15 protein-coding genes, 1 tRNA gene and 1 pseudogene are annotated in these 18,471 nt (G+C 39.7%); 9 read left to right on the forward strand and 8 right to left on the reverse strand.

Annotated elements, in window-relative coordinates; genetic code table 11:
* Positions 1-60 precede the first annotated feature (60 nt).
* Positions 61-600: a mechanosensitive ion channel domain-containing protein gene (locus ACRWQN_RS17800; RefSeq protein WP_434939196.1), complete on the forward strand. Its 540-nt coding sequence runs from the start codon at positions 61-63 to the stop codon at positions 598-600.
* A gap of 120 nt (positions 601-720) precedes the next feature.
* On the opposite strand, the gene ACRWQN_RS17805 is transcribed toward ACRWQN_RS17800, so the two are convergent.
* The 3 genes from ACRWQN_RS17805 to ACRWQN_RS17815 form a co-directional block, all read right to left on the reverse strand.
* On the reverse strand, positions 721-1,458 hold the full coding sequence (locus tag ACRWQN_RS17805; protein WP_434939197.1) for a dienelactone hydrolase family protein: 738 nt from the start codon (positions 1,456-1,458) through the stop codon (positions 721-723).
* A gap of 59 nt (positions 1,459-1,517) precedes the next feature.
* Positions 1,518-2,507 carry a 2-hydroxyacid dehydrogenase gene (locus ACRWQN_RS17810; protein ID WP_434927209.1) on the reverse strand — a complete coding sequence of 330 codons (990 nt, stop codon included), beginning with the start codon at positions 2,505-2,507 and terminating at the stop codon, positions 1,518-1,520.
* 279 nt (positions 2,508-2,786) lie between these two features.
* Positions 2,787-4,568: a flavocytochrome c gene (locus ACRWQN_RS17815; protein ID WP_434939198.1), complete on the reverse strand. Its 1,782-nt coding sequence runs from the start codon at positions 4,566-4,568 to the stop codon at positions 2,787-2,789.
* A gap of 238 nt (positions 4,569-4,806) precedes the next feature.
* Here ACRWQN_RS17815 and ACRWQN_RS17820 point away from each other — a divergent pair, with 238 nt between their 5' ends.
* The 5 genes and pseudogenes from ACRWQN_RS17820 (at position 4,807) to ACRWQN_RS17840 (ending at position 10,935) form a co-directional block, all read left to right on the forward strand.
* Positions 4,807-5,229, forward strand: coding sequence for a hypothetical protein (locus ACRWQN_RS17820; RefSeq protein WP_434939199.1), 423 nt, complete (start codon positions 4,807-4,809; stop codon positions 5,227-5,229).
* Between the two features lie 21 nt (positions 5,230-5,250).
* Positions 5,251-5,542: pseudogene (locus ACRWQN_RS17825) on the forward strand (hypothetical protein).
* A gap of 87 nt (positions 5,543-5,629) precedes the next feature.
* Positions 5,630-6,307, forward strand: a complete 678-nt coding sequence (gene rluA / locus ACRWQN_RS17830; RefSeq protein ID WP_434939200.1) for a bifunctional tRNA pseudouridine(32) synthase/23S rRNA pseudouridine(746) synthase RluA — start codon at positions 5,630-5,632, stop codon at positions 6,305-6,307.
* A 69-nt stretch (positions 6,308-6,376) separates the two neighbouring features.
* The gene (gene asnC, locus ACRWQN_RS17835) at positions 6,377-6,838 is read left to right on the forward strand and encodes a transcriptional regulator AsnC (RefSeq protein ID WP_434940695.1); all 462 of its coding nucleotides are present in this window, start codon (positions 6,377-6,379) and stop codon (positions 6,836-6,838) included.
* Positions 6,839-7,074: 236 nt separating this feature from the next.
* On the forward strand, positions 7,075-10,935 hold the full coding sequence (locus ACRWQN_RS17840) for a S8 family serine peptidase (RefSeq protein ID WP_434939201.1): 3,861 nt from the start codon (positions 7,075-7,077) through the stop codon (positions 10,933-10,935).
* A gap of 481 nt (positions 10,936-11,416) precedes the next feature.
* Here ACRWQN_RS17840 and ACRWQN_RS17845 read toward each other — a convergent pair.
* Positions 11,417-11,501, reverse strand: a tRNA-Leu gene (locus ACRWQN_RS17845).
* 404 nt (positions 11,502-11,905) lie between these two features.
* Between ACRWQN_RS17845 and ACRWQN_RS17850 the strand changes: the two genes are divergently transcribed.
* On the forward strand, positions 11,906-12,043 hold the full coding sequence (locus tag ACRWQN_RS17850; protein WP_434939202.1) for a DUF3149 domain-containing protein: 138 nt from the start codon (positions 11,906-11,908) through the stop codon (positions 12,041-12,043).
* A 157-nt stretch (positions 12,044-12,200) separates the two neighbouring features.
* Here the strand turns inward: ACRWQN_RS17850 and ACRWQN_RS17855 are convergent, their stop codons facing one another.
* Positions 12,201-12,812, reverse strand: a complete 612-nt coding sequence (locus ACRWQN_RS17855; protein ID WP_434927214.1) for a superinfection exclusion B family protein — start codon at positions 12,810-12,812, stop codon at positions 12,201-12,203.
* 212 nt (positions 12,813-13,024) lie between these two features.
* Between ACRWQN_RS17855 and ACRWQN_RS17860 the strand changes: the two genes are divergently transcribed.
* Positions 13,025-14,647 (forward strand): ATP-binding protein, encoded by a 1,623-nt coding sequence (locus ACRWQN_RS17860; RefSeq protein ID WP_434939203.1) that lies wholly within the window; start codon positions 13,025-13,027, stop codon positions 14,645-14,647.
* A 104-nt stretch (positions 14,648-14,751) separates the two neighbouring features.
* On the opposite strand, the gene tcdA is transcribed toward ACRWQN_RS17860, so the two are convergent.
* A complete protein-coding gene (gene tcdA / locus ACRWQN_RS17865; protein WP_226415813.1) occupies positions 14,752-15,567 on the reverse strand; it encodes a tRNA cyclic N6-threonylcarbamoyladenosine(37) synthase TcdA in 816 nt (271 codons plus the stop codon).
* Positions 15,568-16,225: 658 nt separating this feature from the next.
* On the opposite strand from tcdA, the gene ACRWQN_RS17870 reads away from it, so the two are divergent.
* Entirely contained in the window at positions 16,226-17,257 is a 1,032-nt protein-coding gene (locus ACRWQN_RS17870; RefSeq protein ID WP_434939204.1) for a porin, read from the forward strand.
* A 65-nt stretch (positions 17,258-17,322) separates the two neighbouring features.
* Here ACRWQN_RS17870 and ACRWQN_RS17875 read toward each other — a convergent pair whose 3' ends face one another.
* Together ACRWQN_RS17875 and ACRWQN_RS17880 are read right to left on the reverse strand one after the other, a co-directional pair.
* The gene (locus ACRWQN_RS17875) at positions 17,323-17,988 is read right to left on the reverse strand and encodes a thiopurine S-methyltransferase (RefSeq protein WP_434939205.1); all 666 of its coding nucleotides are present in this window, start codon (positions 17,986-17,988) and stop codon (positions 17,323-17,325) included.
* Positions 17,989-18,064: 76 nt separating this feature from the next.
* The gene (locus ACRWQN_RS17880) at positions 18,065-18,421 is read right to left on the reverse strand and encodes a hypothetical protein (RefSeq protein ID WP_434927218.1); all 357 of its coding nucleotides are present in this window, start codon (positions 18,419-18,421) and stop codon (positions 18,065-18,067) included.
* Positions 18,422-18,471 lie beyond the last annotated feature (50 nt).

Genomic DNA, 18,471 nt, shown 5'->3' on the forward strand with positions numbered 1-18,471 from the left:
AAAAGCCGTATTATAACTGATCACAACTGCATATTGAGATTGTATTATTTAGGACGTGTTATGTTGAATCAAACTATGATGGTGTTGCTGTATTTAGGGATGTTTATCATTGCCCAAAATCAGCTAAAGAAGTGGATTAAAATTCAAGCCATTAAAAAACAGGTTAGTGAAGTGCGTAGCCGATTGGTGACGAGACTGATTTCATATTTTATGTTTTTTGTTACCTTGTCCGTTATTGCCATTTCATTGGGTTTAGGTTATCAAGAAGTGTCATTATTCGTCTCATCAGCATTCGCAGTACTAGGTGTAGCACTGTTTGCTCAATGGTCTATTTTGAGTAACATTACCGCAGGCGTATTGATCTTTTTTGTGTTTCCGTACCGCATTGGCGATCGGATCAAAATTGTTGAAAAAGATGAAGATATGTCTGGAGTAATCGTCGAAATATCCTTATTTCATATTCTGCTTAAACGCGACTCAGGTGATGTAATGACTTACCCAAATAGTTTGATGCTCCAAAAAGGGGTGATTAAGCTAGCGAATGACGTGCCGACCAAACAAAAAGTGACCGCTAAACGGGTTATTCCCAAACGGTTATAATAAACTAACCTCAATTGTAAAACGTAAAAGGCGCCTAAAGCGCCTTTTTGTTGTCTATCATAGTGTCAATTTTACACTTTCGAGTGATTTTTGATAATAAAACCATTAAAACAGTGAAGTTTAATTCAAGGTTCGCTGAAAAAAAGCCACCGCCTGCAAATACATTTGCATAGCTAATGCGGGGTCGTAACGCTCGCCTTCATCGCGCATAAAGGCGTGTTGAGCATTCACTTCTAACCAACTAAAATTAGCGTTTACTTGCTCTAACTGATGATAAATAGCTTTACGCCCTTCACTTGAAACGTGTGGGTCTTGCTTGCCAAACACCATCACCAACTCACCTTTAATATCACTCGCACGGGTAAGCGAATCATTATCAGGCTCGCACGGTAACGTATTAGAATGAATATCGGTTGCATATAAACAAAATGCGCCCCTAATATCAGGATTCAATGCAGCACGAAACGCTAAGTGACCGCCAATACATACGCCCATTGCGCCAACTTTATCACTGCAATAGATTTGCGAACGTGCAAAATCAATTAATGCCTGGGTATCACTGTCATGGTGCTCAAGCGGTTTAGCAAACTTATCTTGGTTGCCTTTATCTTTGCCTGCATCATCATAAGCCAATACTGTCCCTATAGGATTAAGTTCATGAAAGACTTCAGGCACCAACACGACAAAACCATGCCCCGCCATGATGGCTGCGGTACGCGCTATTGGCGCAGTTAACTGAAAAATTTCAGAATAAAAAATCACACTAGCAAACTGCCCTGCTTGATCAGGGCGAAATACCGTGGTGCGCATTGTGCCTGTAGGCGTGGTAATATCATGTACTTGGGTTGAAATAATCATAATGCCTCTTGCAAAAAATTGGCGCCATAAGACGCCAATCTATCAATAATGAGTCTCTGTTAACAGAGCTCGTTGCCAGATTTGTCACCTGCTAGCAGCGCTTTAACATTATTCAAAGTGGTTAAGGCTATCGCGTTTAAGGCTTCTTCGGTTAAAAAGGCTTGATGCCCAGTGAAGATAACATTGTGGCATGCTGATAGGCGCCGAAAAACATCATCTTGAATTATTTCACTGGATTTATCTTCAAAAAATAATCCTTTCTCATTTTCATAAACATCTAGCCCTAATGATCCAAGCTGACCTTCTTTTAAGGCTTCCATTGCATCTATCGCATTGAGTAAACCGCCACGGCTAGTATTAATTACCATCACCCCTTTTTTCATTTTATGAAAACTGCTTTGACACAATAAATGATGATTATCCGCAGTTAAAGGGCAATGTAGACTGATGATGTCGCATACCGGATAAATCTCATCCAAACTAACATATTCAACCCCTAACTTAGTAACCGCGGGGTTAGGATAGGGATCATATGCCAAAACTTTACAACCAAAACCTTGGAGTATTTTAATGGTCGCTAGACCAATTTTACCGGTACCAATAACACCAACAGTTTTACCAAACATGTTAAAACCGACTAATCCTGTTAGGGCAAAATTAGCATCACGTGTACGTTGATACGCTTTATGAATTTTACGATTAAGGGTTAGCATTAACGCAACGCTGTGCTCAGCGACAGATTCAGGCGAGTAAGCAGGGACGTTAACAACCTGCATTCCCAAACGCTTTGCCGCAACCAAATCAACATTGTTAAAGCCTGCACAGCGCATCGCAATGACTTTTGTGCCACCTTTGGCTAACTCAACTAATACTTCTTCACACAATGAGTCGTTAACAAAAGCACAAACAACTTGAAAGCCTTCTGCCAGTTTGGCATTTTGCATGCAAAGTCGATAATCAAAATATTCAATTTGTGCACCAAACTCTTTATTTGTGCGATTAAAGTGATGAATATCATATGTTTTAGCACTAAAAAAACCAATTCTCATAATATGTCCTACAGCTAAAGGCTTAACAATACTGCTGTATTTCTAGACTCACTCTTAGTTAAAAGCGCGTTAGGTCTACCAGCCAGTTTGTCAGCAAACTCAATTTTGTATCCAGTGTATGTGAATGACGCATTGTTGTCGTTAATAAGTCGCTACAAAAATCGAAAATGTGAGTAGTTTCGCCCTATTTATGGCGAGCCATAACAACAAAAAAGCGAGCCTGATGAAGGGCTCGCTGAGAATGTAAATCGCCAATTGCAAAACAAATAACGGCTTATCTTAATGCTCTTTAGCGTATTTTGCTGCTTGCTCTCCGGCAATACGACCAAAAGTGACAATATCTGAAATCGCATTACCGCCGAGCCTGTTGGTACCATGCACCCCACCAGTAATTTCTCCAGCAGCAAACATCCCAGGAATATTTTTACCACTGACGCCTTTTACTTCGGTTTCAGTATCAATAACCACCCCACCCATGGTGTGGTGTACAGCTGGCGCCACTTCGATAGCATAATAAGGAGCAGATGCTAATTCTCGAGGTAAGTCTTGACGTTCAAATTGAGTATCTTTGCCCGCTTTAACTATTCCATTGTAATCAGCTAATGTTTTGGTTAACTCTGCGTCAGGCATGTTGAGTTTTTTAGCAAGCTCGTTTAAATCTTTGCCTTCATTAACTATATGTAAGTGAATATAACCTTCTATTTTACTCAAACTTTTACGCACTGAGTCATCAAATACTAAGTAAGCACTGGCGCCTTTTTGATTTAAAATAGCAGCCGATGCTTTGTCACGTGTGGTTAGCTCATTAACGAAACGTTTACCATCACGGTTAACTAAAATTGCACCATTACCACGGACTGCTTCAGTCACCATAACGCCACCCACAGGTGAGTAAGTTGGATGCGCTTGTACGTATTGAAGATCTTTGGTAGCAGCGCCTGCTAACTCAGCAACATCTAATCCATCGCCAGTAGCACCAGCATGGTTAGTAGATTTAAAGCCTTTTAAGCTAGGGTCATACTTAGCCACACGTTCATTATTTTTAGCAAAGCCACCTGTTGCAATAACAACCGAGTCTGCATTTATCACGTAATAACCTGTGTATGCACCTTTAACTAAGACACCGGTGACTTTGCCGGATGCATCTTCAATAATGCGCACAACACGACTATTAAGCCTGATATCAGTATCACGGCTTATTGCAGCATCCCAAAGTACTTGTGCCACATGTGCGCCAACGCCTGCACCACCAGTGGGACGATGACTACGATTAACACTCGCGCCTCCCATACGGCCAACATCGGTTAAATCTGCACCTAATGCTGTCAACCAGTCAACGGAATCAGATGAATTATTCGCTAACACTTTTACCAATGCAGGATCATTAAGATTACCGCCCCCCTTCATGGTGTCATCGATCATAACTTGTTTTTTATCTTCAATTTTCAGTGTTGCTTGGGCTTTGGTTTCTGCCGCATTCATGCCCCCTGCGGCTAATTTTGTATTACCACCAGCCACTGGTTCTTTTTCTAATAAAATGACCTTAGCACCATGATTACGTGCAGAAACGGCCGCCGCTAAACCCGCACCACCTGAACCAATAATAACCACATCGGTCGTTTCTTTTGCGCCTTTAGCAATCGCTTGATCTTGTGCTGTTTTGTCGGCATTAACTGGCACAAACTCACGCTGCCATTTCCCCGAAAATGGCATTTGATATTCAAAGCTATGGCAAGAGTCACAGTAAGTGACTGACTTTTCATGCCCAGAGTGACAGCTGGTACAGCTAACATCGCCAATTAAATGTGATTGATGTGGTGAAACAATACCTTCTCGCTCTGTTTCGGCAACTTCCTTTAGGGTGCCGTGACAACTGGTACATTGGGCATTTTCATAGGTTAAGTTGTCGTCAGTTGGCCCTTTTTTATTAACGTGACAAGTATCACAACTCCCCATTTCAGCATGAAAATCGGCTAAGTTTTCTGGTGCTGCATATGTAGCTGAACTTAACGCACCCGAAACCAGTAACGCTAATAGTGATTTTGTTGTGTGTGTTAGCATTATATCCCCCTGCCTTGCGGCATTAATCTTACAACTAACATACCACCCTCTAAAGAGATACACTGGTAGCAAGGTCACACATCAATAAACCCCATTAAATTTATGGATATATTTGCGTGTCAGCGCATTGTTTAGCATAGTCAGATATTGATTTACCTCTCAAAAACTAAGCTGATTTCTGCTAATTAACTTTGGGGTTGTTAATATGATTAGAATCAACCGATGATAAGAAGCTTTAATGAGCAAACATGCAAAACAGCAACGGCTTTCCGAAACACGCTTTTGGTTTGAACGATTAACCAAAACGGGCCTTAGGGCGTTACATATTATTGGTGTTGTTGGGGCTGGTGGCGGCATATTACTGCACGTTGATAAAAGTCTATGGTTGCCTTACTGGATCATCACCCTGACAACAGGGATTTTGCTGATGACATGGGAAATTATCAGAGATTGGCACTGGCTGATTCAATTAAAAGGCCTACTAACACTTACCAAGGTTGGATTATTATTTTTGTTGATGCTACTAACTGATTGGCAGGTGGAAATTATTACTCTTTTAGTATTACTTTCGGTGGTGGTGTCACATGGTCCTGCTGGTCTGCGTCATTATTCAGTAGTGCATCGCAAGGTTATCCATGGTAAAAAAGAGATTAAAGGTTAGTCTCTCATCAAAGGACACAGGATGTTCCCCTATCCAGAACAATATCGCACTGCGAGCGCCGCCACTGACAACCACTTTTATGGTGTTTTGGGCTTTACTGAGTCACAGTATTTTTGCCGATGCGAGTCCATTTGCACTTTACCCACTAATAATGTTGTTTCCATTTGTTATATTATTTCATGGTTATTTAATTTGGCTAGCAAAGGGGATGAGTCGATTAGATCAATGTTTTTATGCGCTCGTGCATATCCCATTAGCATTTGTGGTGTGGACATTTACCATTATGCTGGTCAATGGCGAAGCTTTTTCTTAAGTTAGCTTTTTTATGATCCACTTGCATCTTATAAGGTGGATCAGTATCTTTGCCATCCTTTCATACCTCCCGCTATAGAGACACACCATGGCAGACTTTATCTACCAACCAGCAACTGAACCTTGGTTGGATATAATCCATCAAGATAAAGATATTATTGTGATCAATAAACCGTCTGGCTTGCTGTCGGTTCCAGGCAGAGAAACGCAATACCATGACAGTGTTTTTTCTCGCGTATTACGTGATTATCCTAATGCACAAATCGTTCACCGTTTAGATATGGCGACATCAGGGATTATCGTCTTAGCCTTACGAAAAAATGCTGAACGAGAATTAAAACGTCAGTTTAGAGATAGAGAAACCCACAAAGTGTACTTTGCCCGTGTAGCAGGCCACATGAAGACGTCAATAACACGTGTTTCACTGCCGTTAATTTGTGACTGGCCGAATCGTCCCAAACAAAAGGTCGACCATGTTGTGGGTAAACCCTCTGAAACCCTGATTGACATTATTAGCTACGCTAAGCGTTCAACCCTGGTAAAATTGACCCCTATTACTGGCCGTTCACACCAACTCCGCGTGCATATGATGGCATTAGGTCATCCTATTCTTGGTGACGGTTTCTACGCAGACCCATTAGCAAAAAGTTTGGCACCACGTTTACTACTGCACGCCACCGAGTTATCTATAAAGCATCCTTACTCAGCGCAGCTAATGCACTTTAGTTCGTTACCCAATTTTATAGAGCCAATCACTGAACAGTAATTTTGATAGTAATTACATAACAAAAGACGTAAATTAATGCCTATTCAAATAGAAAATAGGCATTTTACTGTGGATAGCTCATTTCAGCGCGACCAACTTGACAACCAAATTTTATCCGCATTAATGGGAGATGCTCGCACACCATTTGCCGAACTGGCTAAACGATTTTCAGTGAGCGCTGGCACCATTCATGTCCGCGTTGAAAAAATGAAACAAGCAGGCATCATCACAGGGGCACAAATTACCGTTAACCCTAAAGCATTGGGTTACGATGTTTGCTGCTTTATTGGCATTAATTTGAAAAGTGCCGGTGATTATCCCGCCGCAATAGCAAAATTAAATGCATTAGATGAAGTGGTCGAGGCATATTATACTACGGGTAATTACTCCATTTTTGTAAAGGTAATGTGCCAATCTATAGATGGATTACAACATGTATTGATTAATCGTATACAGTCAATAGACGAAATTCAGTCCACAGAAACCTTGATTAGCCTTCAAAACCCTATAATAAGGGCGGTTAAGCCTTAGAACAATTAGCTATAAGCTAATATAAGCAACATACTATTCCGTATAATAAAAACAATAGTTTTTTCCTTTAACTCATTACATTTGTTGCTCAGTTGTGATAAAAATGTCTACGGCGCATTACATGATGCAACATAAACATTATAAAAATATTACAATTACACCCCACGACCTATCTACGGATTGTTATTCAATTCTTAAGACACACATTGAGGGTGACTTGAAACAAGGAAGACGTTGTGAAGACTAAACTATCACTCGCTATTTCAGCGGCATTAATTTCAAGTGTTACTTATGCGAACACTGATTACACTGGTTTACAGTATTCTCCAGAATTACAATCCACTGACAATTATAAAAAATCTACTGTTAAAGCAAATGGTATAACAGCTCCTCAACGCTTTATTGTTGAGCTGTCTTCTCCAGCAGTAGCGCTCTATCAAGGTGGCATTAAAAACTTAGCTGCCACAGCAATCAAATCTAAAGATGGTAAGATTGACATTCAATCGGCTCCAGTTAAAGACTACGCTTCACACCTAACTGCAGAGCAAAATAAATTTGCCAGCGCGTTAACTAAAATGGCGGGCAACGCCAAAGTAGAACGTAAGTTCAAAACACTATTTAACGGTGTATCTATTGCCGGCCAGGGCCTAACCATTGAAGCATTAATGGCAATTCCTGGTGTTAAGTCTGTTTACCCTGAAACAATGTATGAAGCACAAATGGATGCTTCACATGAGATAATCAATAGCCAAGCAATGTGGAATGCAGTTAACGGCATGGAAAATGCTGGTAAAGGCGTTAAGGTTGCTATCATTGATGGCGGTATTCGCCCAGAAAACCCAATGTTTGCAGATGACGGCTTTGAAGCGCCAAAAGGTGCTCTTCCAACAGATGATTACTGTTCAACAGTTGATACCAGCTTTTGTAACAACAAACTCATTGTAGCTCGCTGGTCTGCTCCTACATTCCCAGTTTGTGCTGACGAATATATGAGCCCACTAGGTTATGGTGGTCATGGTACTCACGTTGCTGGTACTGCTGTAGGTAATAAAGTTGATGTAACTTATGAAGGCGTAGATGTCACCCTTTCAGGTGTTGCTCCAGCGGCTTACTTAATGGCCTATAAAGCGCTTTACAACAAAGAGGATTGTTCTGGCGGTAGTGGTTCTAACATTATGCTTATGGAAGCATTAGAACACGCTGTAAACGATGGCGCTGATGTAATTAACAACTCTTGGGGTGGTGGCGCTGGTGGCGACCCTGCTAACAGCCCATATAAAACAATGTTCGAAGCAGCTGAAGCTGCTGGTATCGTTGTTGTTACCGCAGCAGGTAATGACGGTAATGGCGCTAAAACTATTGGTTGTCCTGCTTGTATCGAATCAGGTATCACAGTAGCCAACAGCACTACCGGTCGTTTCTTTGCTAACGCATTTAATGCTGGCGGTGAAGACTTACTCGCTATTCCTGGATCTGATACTGTTTTTGAACTAGATATTACCGCACCGATTATTGCAGCTAAAAATATTGCTGCCGAAAACTTCACCGGTTGTGCGCCTTTTGCTGCAGATTCTTTCAAAGACGGAATAGCACTTATTTCTCGTGGTGCCTGTAATTTCAGCCTAAAAGCGACTAACGCAATGAATGCTGGCGCTAAAGCCGTTGTGGTATACAACAGTGCACCTGGCGCTCCAATTACCATGTCTATGCCAGGGGTTACTTTCCCATCTGTTATGATTTCAAAAGCAGATGGTGACTCAATTATTGATTCATTAGGTGACACAGCTACAGCTGGTACTATTTCTGCTGAAATTAAGCGTATAGTATCCCAAGGCCTTGCTGATATGATCAACCAATCGAGCTCTCGCGGGCCTAACGGTAATGAAAATATCTTAAAACCAGACTTAGCTGCTCCTGGTACAAGTATTTTATCTGCATTCTCTCCTGATGATGGCGGAAAACCTTTCAATGCCATTACAGGTACAAGTATGGCAAGTCCTCACGTTGCTGGTGCAGCGGCCTTAATGGCGCAATTACATCCAGACTGGTCTGCCATTGATATTAAAACAGCACTAACTTCTACAGCCCAAATGGCTGACATTTTAGATGATGACGCTGTTACACCGGCATCACCATTTGCTATGGGCGCTGGCCGTATGGATTTAGACGCTGCTGCTAAAGCAGTGTTAACCTTCGACAAGCCTTCTATTGCTGCTGATTCATGTGTAGGCGTATGTACCTTCACACGTACAGTTAACAACAAAAGTGCTGAAGCAACATCATGGGCTTTAGCAGCTAAAGCTGACTCTGCTGGCATAATGGTTTCTCCAACAACATTAGAACTTGCTGCAGGCGCTTCTGCAACCTTCACGGTTACTGTTGATTCTTCTTACAGCACTTACGGTGAGTGGATATTTGGTAACATCATGCTGACTAGCAATGATGGCAAACAAGGTGCACACCTACCTCTAGCTGTACTTGCTAGAGAAACAAGTGACTCTTCTTTAATCAACACCTTTACTACCGATGCTGATATTACCACTGCTGATGAATTTGAAATCAAGGCTGTTGTTAATAACACTATGTTTGACGGTAATACCACCATCACAGCTACAGCCCCTAAAGGCACAAAACTGACAAGCAAAGATGATGTTATGGTTAACATGGCAGATGCGACTCAGAATGGTATGAGCGTTGATGAAAAAACGGGTGTAATTACTTGGGTTGGTAACATGAAACTTCCTAAGATGGTTTCAGCTAAAGGAACGGGTTCTTATCCAAATATTACAGATTTAGGTTTGTCGTTTACCCCAGTATGTGCTGATGGTTGTGATGAAGCTAACTTTGTATTTAATGTTCCTGCCTATAAGTATAACGGCCAAGAATATACTCAAATTACCATGTCTGACAATGGTATTGTTATTCCAGGCAACAGCGCAACTGCTGGCACATATGCTAACAAGCAGCTACCTGATTCTGGCACTCCTAACAACATTGTTGCCCCATTCTGGTCTGATTTCGATTTAAGCGATGGATCTGTTGGTGATACTGGTGGCGGAGCAATGTCTATTGGTGTCGTAAATGGTAGTACTTCACAATGGGTTGTTGTTGAATGGAATGACGCACAGTTATATGGTGACACTTCAGGTGATCAATATAGCTTCAGCGTATGGTTTAAAACCGGTGCGGCTGAAGAAGTAACATTTAATTACTTCAAAGTACCTACTATCCCTGCTGCATTAACAATTGGTGCGGAAAATATCGGCGGCGCTATTGGTACAACTTACCACTTCAATGGTACTGGTGGAACGGTAGCAGCAAATGATTACGTAGAAATTTCTGCAGCAGCAGCAGGTAGTGTCGAGTTAGCTTATAAAGTAAAAACTACTGAGTTTAACTTTGGCCAAGCTGATGCACTAGAAATTGTTGAAGACAGTTCTGCATCAATGAATGTGCTTCTTAATGATACTAAAGCCGATCAAAAAGTGGCTCGAGTTCAAGTATCAGGTTCTGGTATGACAGCAAAAGCACAAAGTGTAATTGATGTAATGCCATCTGGCGCACTAACAAATGTAATGATTTCTAAGCAACCAGCAAATGGTACTGCTGTGATTTCAGAAACAGGTGAATTAACTTACACTCCAAAAGCAAACTTCTTCGGCAAAGATACTCTTTCTTATACCGCTGAGGATGCAGCAGGAAATGTAATTACACCAACTGCTGTTTCACTAACAGTTAGTAATGTTAATGATGCGCCTACTGTCGCTCCAACATCTACTGATAAGATTGTTGGCTTAACAACTTATGTTTCTTCAAATGCTAAAGATCTTGATGGTGATAAGCTAACTTATACTTGGGTACAAACTTCTGGGCCTACTGTAAGTTTCGATGCTGCAGCGAAAGACATTAGCTTTATAACTACAGAAGTTGCCACATATGCTTTCACTGTTATGGCTAATGATGGCAAGCTAGACAGCAACCTAGGTGAAGTCTCGGTCAAATCAACACCAAAGCCAGATAATGACAATGGTGGTTCTTTAGGCTGGTTAACAACGTTATTACTACCTTTAGCGGCGTTCCGTCGTCGTAAGCACTAATCAACAAAGTTAACGTGTAAAACAAAAAACCAGTTGCTCCGGCAACTGGTTTTTTATTAGTGTAGCTGGGCTCGATTTCTTCATCTGAAACATCAGCATGAGATGTCGTATCAAACTGTTCGATTTCAGCAAACCTGCTAAATCAGAAACTTGATCCAACCATTTTAAACTGACGATTAAACCCCTCTGCTGCAGTTTGTTGTAACTGCCTCACAATGCGTTCAGCTTCAGGGAATTGATACTCCGCTATTTGATATGCTTAGCTAAGACTCTAGAGTTAGTCTTGACGGTAAAATGCAAATAATAGAACTCTCGATTAAATGACTTTGACGGCTATCTATTCTGTTCTAAAAATTAGATGTAATAATCTCATAATACAGTAAGAGCAGAAATAAAATTAAAGGAAGGTGCGTACTTATATCAAGTATCACTAAATAAGCATAAAAAAGCCCCGTTCAATTAAGAACAGGGCTTTAAATAATGGTACCCGAGGACGGACTTGAACCGTCACTTCTTTCGAAATCGGATTTTGAATCCGACGTGTCTACCGATTTCACCACTCGGGCAGTGCCTTTTAAGCTATATTTAGCTTTGCAAAGAAATCTTAAAAAAATATCTTTGCAAAACTCTAGTATTACTTCACTTAATGAGTATCAATTAAGTGAACAGAATTATACCCATGCTTATGACAATGGCAAGCCCTTTGGGTTGACTTTACTGACAAAAGTGAACAATTGCCTAAATTCTCAACGCTTCCTCAAAATAAGCTGTAAAAAACACCACTAATTTAAATAGTTCGCTGTAGTGAGCAGAAGCTAATTTCTACCAGCTAGAGCACATAAACGCCATAAAGATCACATTTACACACTGGTATACCTAATAATAGAGTCAATCATTGATCAAGATCAGTTTTGCAATTTTATTTCAGCATTATGATAACTAGGACATCACAAATAAAAGGATAGATATCATGGCATTTTGGTTAGATTTAATGTTTGGAAACCCAATTGGATTAATGTCTATGATTGTCATTTTTAGTACTTTGGGAATTGTATCTTACTTAATGTGGATGTTTATTGTGAAGTCTGCACCAGGCAATGATGATTAACATTAGTACTGTAATATTACATCTCTTCGTTCTTCTTACTCATTGGCGATAATTATAAATTTTGATCCATTTCAGGGGCTAATTAAGCCCCTTTCTTGTTACACAAACTTCTATAAAATAGAGTTTCCGACACCCTTGTCTCTAAATATGAAGGCTATTAAGCTGCATGTTTACGGGGTTGTACCAGGCCGCTGATGAAGTGAGGTCTGGTCTTCAATAAATAAGTCAACTCTTCTTGTGTTGGTTCTCCTGCAGGTAAACGTAGCACGTCACGGTTTAAATAAATCCGCGCAGGCATGGAAATTTTATACTCTGCTGTAGGACCTTGAATCGCATAATGGCGCTGGTTACCCAGCTCTTCCAGAATATTGGTATGCAATAAACTTTTAACTGCCAACTCATTTTGGGGCAATGCTAATATAGTTGCACCTTGTAAAAAGAACTCTCTCAACAACGCCCTTTCGGCAGGATCAAGTAGTTTTACTTTAGCTTCTATAGTTTCAACTGTTCTTTTTTGACGTAAATGCTGTATGGACTCATCAGCAACAAAGCTCACCAATTGACTTAAAAAGTATGCCGCCCCCACGATTAAAGCTAAACCAATAAGATAGTTATACTGTGCGACAATTTCAGCAAGGGCTAACTGAGACAACAGTTCTTTCGGGGCAAATAATAACCCCAAGCATAACACTACCAACCATAGCATCGCACTCATGAAAGTACGCTTTGCATTGCTTAAGCTAATTGCTTTAATCATCGCTTTTTTCATCACAGCCTCAGTGTCAGAAATTTGAACATCTAATTTCTTGAAAGCAAATTTAATGCCACCTTTAGCCGGTAAATTGATAAACATCAATAATAATAAAGTTTGCTCTGAAATTGAAAAAATCAATATAAAAGTAATGAATTAAATATAGCTATAATATAAATTTTGAACTAACTTGTTATATAAGCACTTAGATTAATTAAATAAATAAAACTATGCTGAAATTTTCCAACCAACTATTCACCAGCCCTATCGGTCGAAAGCTTATGCTTTCGATTGTGCTTTTTAGTTCACTTATTACCCTTCTTACGACTATTTATCAGTTATTTAACGATTACAGCAGTGATGTAAACCGTATAGATAGAGCATTCTCTAGTATCGAAAAAGTAAATTTAGAAGTATTAGCTGCCAGTATTTGGGTAATAGATGAGCGCTTAATTAGTACTCAGTTAGACGGTTTAAGTCAATTACCTGACATTACCTATATCTCAATTAAGGATGATAGCGGTCAAGAGTGGCAGGCAGGTAAGTATCATCAGACATCGACGATTGAGAAACAATTTGATCTTATTTACACCAATTCAAATCAGATAAAGGTAGGCACTTTACTCGTCCAAGCCGACCTGAACATTATTTACGATAGGCTTTATAATAAAGCTATCCTTATATTGCTATCAAACGCGATAAAAACCTTTTTAGTTGCTGGTTTTATTCTATTCTTGGTTTGGTTAAACATCACAAAACACTTACTCAAGCTCAGTCAATATTGTGAGCAAATAAGTTTGGATAAACCTTTTAATCCCTTAGTTTTTGACCATAAAAGTAAACGCGACGAATTTGCTATGGTGGCAAAAGCAATTAATAGCATGCAACAGCAAGTAAGAGCATCATTTGCCGATGAACAAAAATCGAAAACAGCATTACAAAGTGCACTGGAAGATCGAGAACGATTACTTAAACTTGAGCGAAGCTATAAAGATGAACTGGCTCGACAAGTTAAAGAACAAACCAAAGAACTAGAGCAGTCATTACTGATTTTAAAACGTGCTCAGCAAGTGCTTGTCGAGCAGGAAAAAATGGCGGCATTAGGGGGATTAGTTTCAGGATTAGCACATGAGATAAATACCCCTATTGGTATATGTTTAACTGCGGCAAGCTCTCAACTCTCTCATGTAGAAGATTTAATTAAGCTCATCCATAGCGAGCATGCTACTTTGGAGGAGATAAACCGTATTCTTGAAGAGTACCAGCAAAGTTGTGAACTAATAGTTAATAATATTACTCGAGCCAGCACATTAATCCAAAAATTCAAAACGGTAGCAGCAGAGCAACGTTATGAGAAAAATACTCAGTTTAATTTGAAAAAACAGCTAGAAGACATTATCGACTCAACTCAAATTATGTTTTCACCACAACATGTAGATATTAATATAAATGTAGATGAAAGATTACAAATCGTTAGTAACATTAACTTACTTAACCAAATTATTAGTAATATTATTTCTAACGCTTATACACATGCATTTAAAGGCGTCGAACACAGCCAAATTATGATAAATGTGGTAATAGAGTATGACAAAGTGAATATTGAAATTCAAAACAATGGTTTGAGTATTCCAGCGGATGTAGCCGAACGCATGTTTGAGCCATTCTTTACTACTGCCAGAAATAGAGGAGGAATAGGTTTAGGGTTAGCCGCAGCATTTAATGCCGCGACCTTGCTACATGGCAACGTCAGATATGAACCTATTTCACCATTAGGCGGTCCAATGTTTATTGTCAGCTTCCCTTATGAAAATGTGCCAAAGTTTGCCGACAATACGTTAATTGTTGAGTAATTGAGTAATTGAGTAATTGAGTCAGTAAGAAATCGCACAAACCAGCAACACTCTGACCAGTGAGCTATTTATAAAAAACAACCAATCCGGCGACTTGATCGCTATTATTTCGCACAAGCCTTAGCGGATATTTTAGCTAACACACGACTGGCAGCCATAAAACCGAACGTACCTGTCACCATAGTCACGGCGCCAAAACCTGAAGCGCAATCCATTCTCATACTCCCATCGGCAGTCGCTTTAGTCACGCATACACTGCCATCAGCTTGGGGATAAACTAAGTGCTGAGTAGAAAACACCGCATCAATAGCAAAACGACGCTCAGTATTTTTACTAAACCCATATTCTTTACGTAAAATCCCTCGCACTTTAGCTAATAATGGATCTTGCACTGTTTTTGCTAAATCAGTCACTTGAATTTGACTAGGATCGGTCTGTCCACCCGCACCACCAATAGTTACAATTGGAATTTTATTGCGTTTACAGTGGGCAATTAATCCCGCTTTTTGTTTTACCGCATCAATACAATCGACAACATAATCAATTTGCTGACTATTAGAGGTATTATTTTCACGGGGGAAATATTCGCTCAGGTTGTCTAAGGTAATAAAGTCTTCAATTTCATTAACTTGGCATTCTGGATTAATGTCTCGAATACGTTTTGCCATCACTTCGACTTTTGACTGCCCCACAGTTTGAGCTAAGGCATGAATTTGACGATTAGTATTAGTCACGCATATATCATCTAAATCAATTAAGCTAATTTGACCAATACCGCTTCTGGCAAAGGCTTCTGCCACCCAAGTTCCCACGCCGCCAATACCGACAACCACCACATGAGTTTGAGCAAAAGCATTTAATGCTGCTTGACCATATAAACGCCCTATACCTGCAAATCGATTCATATATGCTTCTGACAACATCACATGCCTTTATTCTGACTGACTTAACGAGTTGCCTATTTTAGCCTAGTCGCCGTCAAAGCTAAATGACCTAGGTTTATATAATCACTATTCGAACAAGCCTAAATATCGTCGCTTCATAGATGTTACAAAAGTCAAAAATTAAATATAAAAAACTCTAAATAACAATAGCCTAAAAAATTAAGATACGAGTCCATATTTACAGCTCAATGCTTTAGTTTTAGCTATGCCATTAATGTCGGTCATGAATTGCTAAATAACAGTTCAAACTCATTTTTTGCCTTTAAAAAAATACACCACTTAATTTAACAACTGCTAAACTACATTGTTACTCATTGAATTTACTATCAGTAATTGATCGTGACCAAGGTAACTTAAACGCCGAAAAGATGTGCTGATAATCCTTTTTAAAGAACAGTGACACAACGAAAACACTTAATACAATATAAAAACAGCAATAAAACACCTTTCCAGCTCAGTTTTAGATATAAAAAATAACTTAAGGTCTAAAAGTTTGATCTCTACCACAAACTAAGCTTAGCAAAACTGTAAAATCTCAAATCAGATTGTTACATAGCCACTTTTTGGCATTAATTACTATTAAAACCATTCTTAAAATGGAATCATAGAACGTTAAGTTCTGGGAGTATGAAAGATGAAAAAAACCTTACTATCTGCATCAGTTGCGTCTGTTTTAGCTATCACTTCATTTGGTGCACTTGCTGATGGCCCTGATTTTTACGGTCGTTTAGATTTATCGCTTACTAACTCAGATGCAGGCTCAACCTTACAAAGTGGTACTAATGGTGTAACTGTAGGTGAAAGCGGCACTTATTTAGAGAATAACTTTTCTAATGTTGGCGTAAAAGGTAATGAGAAAATTTCTGACGGTGTAGAAGTGTTATACCAAATGGAATTTCAAGTTGAAAATACTTCTAATTCAGGCGATACGTTCAAAGCCCGTAATACATTTTTAGGTATCAAAACTTCAGCGGGTTCTGTTTTAGTCGGTCGTAATGACACCGTATTTAAACAATCTGAAGGTGGTGTAGATTTATTTGGTAACTCTAATGCCGATGTCGACCGTATCGTCAGCGGCCAAACTCGTAGCGCTGATGGTATATGGTACTACTCTCCAGTTATTGCAGACCTCATCACCCTTAATGCAACCTATTTAATGGAAGATAACCAAGCTTCTGATGACGCTCAGTATGCACTAAGTGTCACCTTAGGTGATAAAGGCTTGTCTAAGCAAAATTACTATGTCGCTGGCGCTTATAACAAAGCTATTGGTGGCGTTGATGCTTACCGTGCTGTAGGTCAAGTTAAGTTTGGCGATTTCAAAGTGGGCGGTTTATTCCAAAACTCTGAAAGCGTAACTGACAGCAACATTGACGGTAACACATATTTTGTCAACGCGGTTTACAACTTAAATGGTGTTAACTTAAAAGTAGAATATGGTCAAGATGAAGCTGGTTTTGGTAAGTACTACAAAGCCTTAGGTCAAGCAGGTGCTGATGATATCAATGTACAAAATATCACAGTGGGTGCTGATTATCGTGTAGCCAAATCGACGTTATTATTCGCACATTATGCTATGTATGAAGGTGACTACACTGAAACTAACGTTAAAACTGATCTAAAAGATGATAACGTATTCACTGTAGGCGTACGTTATGACTTCTAATCTAATTAGGCGTTAACATTAAGGCGACCTTATGGTCGCCTTTTTATTTAAGCTAGTTGTAAACTCTATATCACTTTTTTGCGGGTTAACTTATATGCAGCTTCGTTTAACCAAGGGACCTGTTTATTCACAAATCTTGGGTTATCAGCAAGCACATCTTCACAAGCAAGTAAGGTCACCTCAAAATACGGCGATAAATATTGTTCAATCCAGTCAGGACTCACTGCAAATGGCGGACCTTTAAGCGTGTCTTGAGGATAGTCTAGTGTAATTAATAACCCGGATATATCTGCGGGAATCAGCTTAGCAAGTGTTTGTGCATACTGCTGACGCATCTCTTCAGGCCAAGCAATTAACGCCGCTCGATCATAAAAGCCGCCAATATCTGCCGTAACACTTGGGGCTAAAGCAAAAATATCACCTTGAATTAACTGAATTTGATCGGCTGCATAAAATTGATGTTGGGTATGCTGCTGAACTTGAAAGGGGAGTTGGTTGTCATTAAAAAATTGTTCAATAGCCGTTTGACTTAACTCACACCCCTGCACTTGATGACCCAATTCTGCTAAATAACACATGTCTAAGGATTTACCACATAGCGGCACAAAAATTTTACTCATGGGCACTAAATTCAACTCAGACCAAAAACGAATCAATAACGGATTCACTTGTGGTTGGTGAAAACCTATCTGTTGCATCTGCCATTTTTCATGCCAAAATTGAGGTTCCATTTTAAATCTCTCCAACGAATTTAACTGCAGCCCACTGTATAAGCTTGAATCAACAGAAGCAACTGCAATCCAGCTACTATTCGTTAGATAAATCCCCCTTAAGAACTAATTGAACTTTGCGCAACCACACGCAATTCTCACATTGACAGTTACGGCGAGATAAATGGTGTGGGGACAAACTTGAATCGACAAAATCAACTGCTACCAGTAATTGTTGCTTTAAATCATCGACAGATTTTTGCTCCATCGCAACCATCTCATCATTATGATTAATCCACACACACTCTTCCCCTTGATGGCAGGTAATACATTGCTCGTCCGCTGCATTGAAAAATACCGCATGGGGACAATGTGTTACTTCCATAGATTGCAGTATTCGCAGTCGAGGAAAGTCAAACAGTTGAATTAAATCGGCTTTTTTTATATTTTGCATAACGTGTTCCCTATAAAAGCGATTGCTAAATCTCTGTTAATCTTACCGAC

This window comes from Shewanella sp. HL-SH8 (assembly GCF_051165765.1).
Lineage (GTDB): Bacteria > Pseudomonadota > Gammaproteobacteria > Enterobacterales > Shewanellaceae > Shewanella > Shewanella glacialimarina.

Bases quoted from the DNA above. Each gene is read 5' to 3' on its own strand.
- ACRWQN_RS17860 (WP_434939203.1), top strand. From the start codon at position 13,025: ATGCTGAAATTTTCCAACCAACTATTCACCAGCCCTATCGGTCGAAAG.
- ACRWQN_RS17880 (WP_434927218.1), bottom strand. From the start codon at position 18,421: ATGCAAAATATAAAAAAAGCCGATTTAATTCAACTGTTTGACTTTCCT.
- ACRWQN_RS17870 (WP_434939204.1), top strand. From the start codon at position 16,226: ATGAAAAAAACCTTACTATCTGCATCAGTTGCGTCTGTTTTAGCTATC.
- ACRWQN_RS17810 (WP_434927209.1), bottom strand. From the start codon at position 2,507: ATGAGAATTGGTTTTTTTAGTGCTAAAACATATGATATTCATCACTTT.
- ACRWQN_RS17855 (WP_434927214.1), bottom strand. From the start codon at position 12,812: ATGAAAAAAGCGATGATTAAAGCAATTAGCTTAAGCAATGCAAAGCGT.
- ACRWQN_RS17800 (WP_434939196.1), top strand. From the start codon at position 61: ATGTTGAATCAAACTATGATGGTGTTGCTGTATTTAGGGATGTTTATC.
- rluA (WP_434939200.1), top strand. From the start codon at position 5,630: ATGGCAGACTTTATCTACCAACCAGCAACTGAACCTTGGTTGGATATA.
- ACRWQN_RS17820 (WP_434939199.1), top strand. From the start codon at position 4,807: ATGAGCAAACATGCAAAACAGCAACGGCTTTCCGAAACACGCTTTTGG.
- ACRWQN_RS17815 (WP_434939198.1), bottom strand. From the start codon at position 4,568: ATGCTAACACACACAACAAAATCACTATTAGCGTTACTGGTTTCGGGT.
- ACRWQN_RS17805 (WP_434939197.1), bottom strand. From the start codon at position 1,458: ATGATTATTTCAACCCAAGTACATGATATTACCACGCCTACAGGCACA.
- ACRWQN_RS17850 (WP_434939202.1), top strand. From the start codon at position 11,906: ATGGCATTTTGGTTAGATTTAATGTTTGGAAACCCAATTGGATTAATG.
- ACRWQN_RS17875 (WP_434939205.1), bottom strand. From the start codon at position 17,988: ATGGAACCTCAATTTTGGCATGAAAAATGGCAGATGCAACAGATAGGT.